Raw genomic sequence first — 6,620 nt, 5'->3', positions numbered from 1 at the left:
CAATCCCGCATCACCAGGTCCGCCGGGACCGCCATTTCCAATGCCTTGTGCGCCGCCTGGACCTGACACTTGCAACTGCGCGTTCGGGCTGGCTGTACCAATACCCACCTTCCCTCCGGAAAGAACAAGCTGGCTGCCGCCAGCCACCAAACCGTTGACGGGAAGGTTCAACGTGCCGGTCATGGTGTCGCCGGTCTTGAGCACATAGCGCGTATCGCTGGTTGTGGTGTTGACCGCCAGTGTAGGATTGGCGGCGGTTCCGCCCACGGTAACGCTGCTATCGGCCGCGGTGATTCCCAGGACTCCGGCATTGTTGAGAGTTACATTTCCGCTGCTGCCGCCGCCCGAGAGACCTGTTCCTGCCGTTACATTCGTGATGGTGCCGCTTCCCGTTCCGGGAAATGTCTGGCCGCCGGCAAAGCTGATGATTCCCGTACTGCTGTCCACACTCATGGCGCCAATGGCTACAATGCCTCCATTGTCACTAATATGTGAGTTGATGAGATGACGGGGATTGGTATCGAACTTTGCAATCGTGCCCGGCGTCCCCGCGCCGCTGAGCAGGAGCTGATACAGCACGGGCCCCTCAACCGCGCCCCGGGTGGGCGAAGTGCGCTGCCAAACCAAATCCGGACGCAACTTTGCGACTTGCACTTGGGCAAAAACGGATGGGGTCAACAAAAGCAATACGGACAAGATGGCGAAGCCCCAACGACGGGCGAGGGAATGCGATGGCATAGTTTGCCTCCACTAAAGTTATTGGGGGATTGCAGTCGGGGGGGACTCTTGCTTCTGTTTTAAGGAAGGTATAAGAAGCTTACCACGCATTGGTTGCGCTGACAGCAAACTTTGGTAATCAAAAGGCGCGTATATACTTGACATTTGGCGGTTCGACCATTGATATCCATCACCCCAAAGCCGGCCTGACCCGTGATTACTGTTTCCAAAGAGGCACTCAACACACGGCAGCAGATACAGTAATTGTGGAACCGCCATCGAGACGAGGCATCTCGTCCGCACGGAAATAAGTCCCCCCACGCTCTGCGGGCGAGCCGGCCCAAAGATTTTGTCTGGACGACCCGTTTTTTCCTGTGTACAAAGTACTGACAATTGGGTGCTGTTTTTTAGAGCTTGCTCACAGTGTTGCTGAACTGGTTTGCCACCCAGATGTTGGCCCCGTCAAAAGCGACTCCATAGGGGAACGTGCCAACTGAAAAGGTGCCCAACGGCGCACCATCGCTGGCCCGCAGCTTGCTCACCGTGTTGCCGAACTGGTTCGTCACCCAGATGCTCGACCCGTCAAAGGCCACCGCAATAGGGCCGGAGCCGACGGGGAAGGTGCCCAACGGTGCGCCATCGCTGGCGCGCAGCTTGCTCACAGTGTTATCGCCTTGGTTCGCCACCCAGATGTTGATCCCGTCAAAGGCCACTCCAGCGGGGTTGGCGCCGACGGCAAAAGTGCCCAGCACCATGCCACTCGTGGCCTGCAGTTTGCTTACAGTGTTGCCGCCCTGGTTCGCCACCCAGATGCTCGACCCGTCAAAGGCTACTCCAAAGGGGTTGACGCCTACGGGAAAGGGGCCCCCTTGCGTAGCGCCATCGCTGACCCGCAGCCTGCTCACAGTGTTATCGCCGTTGTTCGTCACCCAGATGTTGGTCCCGTCAAAGGCTACTCCAGGATGGTTGATGGTGGCGCCAACGGCAAAGGTGCCCAGCACTGTGCCATCGCTGGCACGGAGCTTGTTCACATTCCTGCTGTTCTGGTCCGCCACCCAGATGTTGGCCCCGTCAAAGGCCAGTGACACCGGGCCATTGCCAACGGGAAAGGTGCCCAGCACCGTGCCATCGCTGGCCCGCAGCTTGCTCACGCTGTTGGGGCCTAGATTCACCACCCAGATGCTGGCCCCGTCGAAGGCCACCCCTGCGGAACCGCCACCAACAGCAAAGGTGGTGGTCTGATTGGCGGCATACCACTTCAGCAGCGCGATCTGCTCGCGGTTGATACCACCGTTCACGAGTTGGCTGCTGCTCAGGTTGGTGAGCCCCGACCCGTCGCCGCTGAACGCTCCGCTGATCACGCCGCTGGCCGAAACCGAGGCCACAGGCACGGCCATGATGCTTCTCCACTCCTGCAGGTTGGCGGTCTGCGCGTTCACTGCCTGCACCACCAGCCCCACCGTGCCCGGCGCTCCGGTCTGGATGGCCTGGGTGCCGGTGGTGAAAAGGTTGGCCCCTGCCAGGCGTGGATAGAGATTGTTAGTAAAGCTTGTATCCAGGCTCAGCGTGCCGCTGATGGTGATAGGCCCGCCAGTAAGTCCCGCTCCGGCACTCACGCTGGTCACTGTTCCGGTCCCTGCGAACGTCTGCCCACCCGCAAAGCTGATGATGCCGGAGCTACTGATGGACATTCCCCCAACAGCCACGGTGCTGCCGTTATCCGTCAGAAGCGAATTGGTCAGGTGCCGGGGATTGCTGTCGAATCGAGCAAGCTTGTTCGGAGTTCCGCCGGCGTTGAGCAGAAGTTGATACAGCACCGGCCCGTCAGGCTGCTGTGCAGTGGGCGAGGTGCGCTGCCAACGCAGTTGCTGCTGAGGACGCAGGCTGGCCATCTGCACCGGCTGTTGGGCTTGCATGGGAATGATGGCGAACAATAAAGGCAATAGTAGTAACAACTTACCAAGGACCCGAGGCATAGAGGTCTCCAGAAAATCGCAGGATTTTAACTTCGTTAAATGCAGCTTAGATAACGATAAAACCAACCAGTCCAATAATTATTCCCTTCAAATCGCCGGTTTCTTCTCTGTAACCTGCCTTCTCCGACCATTCTCGCAACCGCTATACTGTAAAGTTTGGCGATCCGCTGCTGATGATGTCCACCACCCCAGAAACCGATGCCACCCGCAAAGGGTGGAACATTAAGCTCAAGCTGCCCTCCCTGCGGCGGGGAGAGCTATGGGCCTACTTCGGTCCGGCGTTTGTGGCCAGCGTGGCCTACATTGATCCCGGCAACTTCGCCACCAACATTGATGGCGGAACGCACTTTGGATACAAGCTGCTCTGGGTGCTGTTGTGGTCGAACGCAATGGCCATCCTGATTCAGTATCTTTCGGCGAAGCTGGGCATCGCCACCGGACGCTCGCTGCCGGAAAATTGCCGCGAGCATTTTTCACGGCCGGTGACCCTGGGTTTATGGATCGCCGCCGAGCTGGCCGCAGTGGCGACCGACCTGGCTGAATTTCTAGGGGCGGCACTGGGGTTCTATCTGCTGTTTGGACCGCAACTGCTCGCCCACGGCATGAGCCAGCAGAACGTGATGCTGCTTTCCGCCATCCTCACGGGCGTGCTGGTTTTCCTGATTCTCACAGTCGAGCTCTACGGCTTCCGCAAACTGGAGCGGGTGATCGTAGCATTCGTTTTTGGAATTGCGGCGTGTTATGCGCTGGAGCTGTTTCTGGTTGACCTGGGCTGGGCCGATTGGAAGGCGATTGGGTATCACACCATCGTTCCGCAAATTGATTCCAAGAGTATTTACATCGCGGTGGGCATGCTGGGCGCAACCGTGATGCCCCACGTGGTGTATCTGCACTCGGCGCTGGTGCAGCACCGGGTGCGCGAAAACGAGTTCCGCTGCCCCACCGGGCAGTGGCTGCAGCGTATGCGCCACGTTAAATATGAATTGATTGACGTGTTGTTCGCCATGAACGGCGCATGGCTGATTAACTCGGCCATGATCATCATGGCGGCGGCGGTGACATTGCGCAGCGGCCACGCGATCGAATCCATCGAGCAGGCCCACGAGACCTTGCTGCCACTGCTGGGCCGGGCTTCGGCGGTCGCGTTCGCCATTGCACTGTTGTTCTCCGGACTATCTTCCTCCACCGTGGGCACCATGGCCGGCCAGGTGATCATTGAAGGCTTTCTCAAGATCAAGTTCAGCATCTTTCTGCGCCGCCTGATCACCATGATTCCGGCGGTGCTGGTAATTGGCTTAGGGTTCGATCCGCTGAGAATTCTGGTGCTCTCGCAGGTGGTCCTGAGTTTTGCGCTGCCCTTCGCGCTTATCCCGTTGATCATGCTCACGCGCCGGGTTGGGATCATGCAGGAGCTGGCCAACAGCCGGATCACGAACCTGCTGGCCTATGTCACGACCGGCGTCATCATTGCGTTGAATGCTCTGCTGCTCTATAACGCATTTGGTGGGAAGTTTTAGAGTGGGTTTCACCGCGGAGGCGCGGAGCAGCAAAATCAAAAAGCTTAGCCTGCAGATGAACGCAGATCAACGCAGAGGGCTGCGCAGATCTTGTCTGAACGACAGTCTTTCGCTGAGAACTGAGAACCGAGAACTATTTTTCAGAGCTTGCTCACAGTGTTGCTGAGGTAGTTCGCCACCCAGATGTTGGCGCCGTCAAAGGCCACTCCGTGGGCAAAGCTGCCCACGGCAAAGGTGCCCAATAGCGTGCCATCGCTGGCCCGCAGCTTGGTCACATTGTTGCTGTTCTGGTTCGCCCACCCAGATGTTGGCCCCGTCAAAGGCTACCCCATAGGGGCTGAGGCCGACGGCAAAGGTGCCCAGAACCGCGCCATCCGAGGCCCGCAGCTTGCTCACAGTGTTGCCGTTGTTGTTCGCCACCCAAATGTTGGCCCCGTCAAAAGCCACTCCCTCGGGGCTATTGCCAACGGCAAAGCTGGCGCTCCGAAAGGCCGGATACCACTTCAGCAGCGCGATCTGCTCGCGGTTGATGCCGCCGTTCACAAGCTGGCTGCTGCTCAGGTTGCTGATTCCCGATCCGTCGCCGCTGATCACGCCGCCGGCGGAAACCGAGGCCACCGCCGTGCCTCCGTTGTTTTTCCACTCCTGCAGGTTCGCGGTCTGCGCGCTCGCGCCCTGCACCACCAGCCCCACCGTACCCGCCGCTCCGGTTACATTGGCCCCGTTCAGATTGGTCAGTCCTGATCCGTTGCCCGCGAAGCTCTGACTGCCGGCAAAGCTGATGATGCCGGAACCGCCGTTGATCGAGAGCCCGCCAATGGCCACATTGCCTCCGCCTACCGTGATGGGCGAGTTGATGAGGTGGCGCGGATTGCTGTCGAACACCGGCACCGTGCCCGCGCTTCCGCTGGCATTGAGCAGAAGCTGATACAGCACCGGGCCATCAGGTTTCTGCGCCGTGGGCGAGACCCGCTGCCAGCGCAGTTGCGGGTCAGGACGCAGGCTGGCCATCTGCAGCGGCTGCTGGGCTTGCATGGAAACGATGGTGGTAAGCAAGAGTGAAAACACGAGGAGAGTGCGAAGGGCGTGGCGCATAGGCGCCTCCAGTGGACCGCTAGATAGGCTTTCCTAGGGAAGGCTGGATTGTATCATCGGTTTCGAATCGGGTTGTTAATTCTCGTCTGTGGCTTGAATGCTGACTGCTTTTATAACGCGTTTGGCGGGAAGTTTGGGGTGGCCTTTCACCACAAGAGGCACAGAGGCAGATCAACGCAGAGGGAAAGCTGAGGCCCCTCGCTACACTCTAAAGAGTTAGTGAGAGGTGGGTGCAGCCTGTTGGGTCTTGGCCGTCAAGTCCTGAAGGACCTGTTGCAGGTTTTGCTTCCAGGCTTCGTCGGTCTCCCGATCCAGAAGGACCTTCAACGCCTGAATGTAGGCTTCGTCAAGAGCCCTATCGGCGGTTGTCTTGAGGCCGGGTTCGACGCCAACGCCCTCCCAGTTCGATTTTGTAATTGGAGAGATTGAGCGCCCCACCGGAATAAAGGCCGTGAAGAGGGACGTGAGGCGTTGCAGCCCCCTTCCGGAATGTGCACCTCCTCCAGTCTGCTCCCCAACGATTACTGCTCGCTTGAGTTTTTGAAGCGAATAACAAAAATCCTCCGCAGAAGAGAACGTCGAGCCACTGGTAAGGATATAAAGCGGCTGGCGTGCCGATCGCCGGCCAGGCACTAATGGCCAAGTCCAGAACTGACTGGTTTCGTTCGAATCGCGCCAGTAGATGTCTGTCAAGTGAACCGGACTCGCGTCGAAAAAGTAGCTGGCAACGAATGCAACCATCGGCGTGTTGCCACCTCCATTCTTGCGAAGATCCAGGATGATTGCGTCGAAGTTAGCCAGGGCGCTCAGATAGGTACCGCCTGTCTCGGCGGCCTGCTCAACCGGTGCGAAACTCAGGATCTCCAAGTACCCAACGTTGCCTCGCAAGCGCTCAAGCTTGCCGAAGCCGAAATTGTACCGTTCCCGCGCATCGGACGGGTTAGGTGAAACTTGAGAAGACGGGGCCGGCTGGGGATCATAAAAAACCGACAGATGCTTATCGTGGCTTGCGCTTCGCAAGGTGGCTGTGAGCATTTCCGCATATTCCTTCGGCGTTTGAACGGCGTCGTAATCTCCAGCCTGCTGTGCCTTCTGCAAGGCTTGAATGATGCTCTGCGAAGAATCAGGCAGCACGTAACCGGCATTGAGTTTCGCAGCAAGCGCTTCGATCACGGCTGCGCGCGCCCGTTTGTCGAGGCTAGGTTGGGTTGGCTGCTGCGCCAGTCCCGTAGCCACAACAGCAATCAGCAAGAGCAGCAGACGCATGTCAGGTTCCTTTCCAAGGCAGAATAATTGACTTGTCTCATGTTTGAGA

The 6,620-nt window shown here is 58.5% G+C and carries 5 protein-coding genes; 1 reads left to right on the top strand and 4 read right to left on the bottom strand.

The features are described 5' to 3' along the window. A partial coding sequence (locus VK738_13765) for a hypothetical protein (protein ID HTD23720.1) occupies positions 1-738 on the bottom strand: 738 nt, incomplete at its 3' end. A gap of 386 nt (positions 739-1,124) precedes the next feature. Continuing rightward, positions 1,125-2,693 carry a hypothetical protein gene (locus VK738_13760; GenBank protein ID HTD23719.1) on the bottom strand — a complete coding sequence of 523 codons (1,569 nt, stop codon included), beginning with the start codon at positions 2,691-2,693 and terminating at the stop codon, positions 1,125-1,127. Between the two features lie 173 nt (positions 2,694-2,866). On the opposite strand from VK738_13760, the gene VK738_13755 reads away from it, so the two are divergent. Beyond that, complete coding sequence (locus VK738_13755; GenBank protein ID HTD23718.1) at positions 2,867-4,210, top strand: Nramp family divalent metal transporter; 1,344 nt, start codon at positions 2,867-2,869, stop codon at positions 4,208-4,210. 195 nt (positions 4,211-4,405) lie between these two features. On the opposite strand, the gene VK738_13750 is transcribed toward VK738_13755, so the two are convergent. Both VK738_13750 and VK738_13745 read right to left on the bottom strand, forming a co-directional pair. Continuing rightward, positions 4,406-5,305, bottom strand: a complete 900-nt coding sequence (locus VK738_13750) for a hypothetical protein (GenBank protein ID HTD23717.1) — start codon at positions 5,303-5,305, stop codon at positions 4,406-4,408. A 216-nt stretch (positions 5,306-5,521) separates the two neighbouring features. Beyond that, entirely contained in the window at positions 5,522-6,571 is a 1,050-nt protein-coding gene (locus tag VK738_13745; GenBank protein ID HTD23716.1) for a S41 family peptidase, read from the bottom strand. Positions 6,572-6,620 lie beyond the last annotated feature (49 nt).

This window comes from Terriglobales bacterium, assembly GCA_035487355.1.
Lineage (GTDB): Bacteria > Acidobacteriota > Terriglobia > Terriglobales > Acidobacteriaceae > QIAW01.
Note: the sequence above shows the minus strand (reverse complement) of the source record. Positions and strands in the feature narration are given on the sequence as shown.